The sequence below is a fragment of the Streptomyces phytophilus genome, from assembly GCF_013870535.1.
In the GTDB taxonomy this organism is placed as follows: domain Bacteria; phylum Actinomycetota; class Actinomycetes; order Streptomycetales; family Streptomycetaceae; genus Streptomyces; species Streptomyces phytophilus.
On the sequence record NZ_JACBXC010001222.1, the window covers coordinates 1 to 1,776 of the forward strand.

Below are 1,776 nucleotides of genomic sequence, written 5' to 3' on the forward strand. Positions count from 1 at the left end.
GTGCCCCGGGGTGCTGCCCGGCGACGCGCCGGAGCCGCCCGCCGTACGGGAGCTGCGGCCGTGGCTGGACGCGGCGGACGGGTTCGTCGTCGTGGCCCCCGCCGCCCGGCCGCACGCCGAACAGCCGCACACCGGCCGGCCGGACTCCGCCGGGCCGCTGCAGCGCGCGCTGGTGTGGTGCGCCGAGGCGTTCAAGGCGCGGCCGGTGGCGCTGCACGTACGCGCGGGGGAGGAGACCGCGCGTGCGCTGCGCACCCTGCGCGCCGACCTCGCCGAGGCGCACGCGCTGACCGTCCACGAGACGGACTGCCCCGACGGCGCGCTCGACGAACTCATCTGGTGGGCCCGCGCCCTGCGCACCGCCCGCGCCCACACGCCGTACCCCTTCTGATCCCGACCGTCCCCAAACCCCGAAACGAGAAGAATCATGTCCGCAATCGCCCCGGAGGCCACCGCGCTGCGCGCCGGCCCCAGGCAGTGGCTCGGCCTCGCGGTGCTGCTGGCGCCGACGATCCTGCTGTTCGTCACGATGACCGTGCTGTTCCTCGCCACCCCCGACATCGCCGCCGACCTCGAACCCAGCAGCGGCCAACTGCTCTGGATCAACGACATCTACGGCTTCATGATGGCCGGCCTGCTCGTCGCGATGGGCACCCTCGGCGACCGCATCGGGCGCCGCCGCATCCTCCTCTTCGGCGCCGTGGCGTTCGGCGCGGCGTCCGCGGCGGCGGCGTTCGCGCCGAACGCGGAGGCGCTGATCGCGGCGCGCGCCGTGATGGGCGCGGGCGCCGCCGCGGTGATGCCGTCGACGCTGTCGCTGATCAGCAACATGTTCCAGGACGCCAAGCAGCGGGCGACCGCCATCGGCCTGTGGGCGGCGTCCGTGTCCGTCGGCGTGGCCGTCGGCCCGCTGGTCGGCGGGCTGCTGCTGGAGAACTTCTGGTGGGGTGCCGCGCTGCTGGCGGGCGCCCCGGTGATGGTGCTGGTGCTGATCGCCGCGCCGTTCCTGGTGCCCGAGTACCGGGCGCCGCAGCCGGGCGGGCTCGACCTGCCGAGCGTGGCGCTGTCCATGGTCACGGTCCTGCCCGTCGTCTACGGCGTGAAGGAGATGGCGGCGCACGGCGTCAATGCCACCGCGGTCGTCGCCCTCGTGCTCGGCATCGTGCTGTCGACCGTCTTCGTCCGGCGTCAGCTCCGGCTGGCCAACCCCCTGCTCGACATGCGCCTGTTCGGCGACCGCACGTTCAGCGGCGCCCTGGCCGTCTTCCTCCTCAGCGCGGTCGCGCTCGGCGGCGTGTACCTGCTCTTCACGCAGTACCTCCAGCTCGTCGAGGAGCTGACGCCGCTGGAGGCGGGGCTGTGGATCCTGCCGGCGGCGGTGCTGCTGGTGATCGTCTCGATGCTGTCGCCGGTGATCGCCCGCAGGGTGCGCCCGGGGTACGTCGTGGCGGCCGGCAGCCTGCTGTCCGCGGCGGGGTACCTGGTGCTCACCCAGGTCGACAGCGTCGGCGGCCTGCCGCTGCTGATCACCGGGTTCTACCTGCTCTACCCGGGCATCGCGCCGGTGATGGCCCTGGCCACCAACCTCGTCATCGGCTCCGCCCCGCCGGAGAAGGCGGGTGCCGCGTCGGCGGTCAACAGCACGGCCAGCGACCTCGGCGTGGCCCTCGGCATCGCCCTGCTGGGCAGCGTCGGCACCGCCGTCTACCGCGGCGACATGGCCGATTCGGTCCCCGCCGGCGTACCCGAGGGCGCGGACGCCGCCGCCCGCGACAC

Annotated in this window: 2 protein-coding genes; both read left to right on the forward strand. The window is 74.3% G+C overall.

Annotated elements, in window-relative coordinates:
* Positions 1-391 (forward strand): NADPH-dependent FMN reductase family protein (locus H5J30_RS30980; protein WP_181790821.1); only part of this gene is annotated, 391 nt, incomplete at its 5' end.
* A 36-nt stretch (positions 392-427) separates the two neighbouring features.
* A partial coding sequence (locus H5J30_RS30985) for an MFS transporter (RefSeq protein WP_181790823.1) occupies positions 428-1,776 on the forward strand: 1,349 nt, incomplete at its 3' end.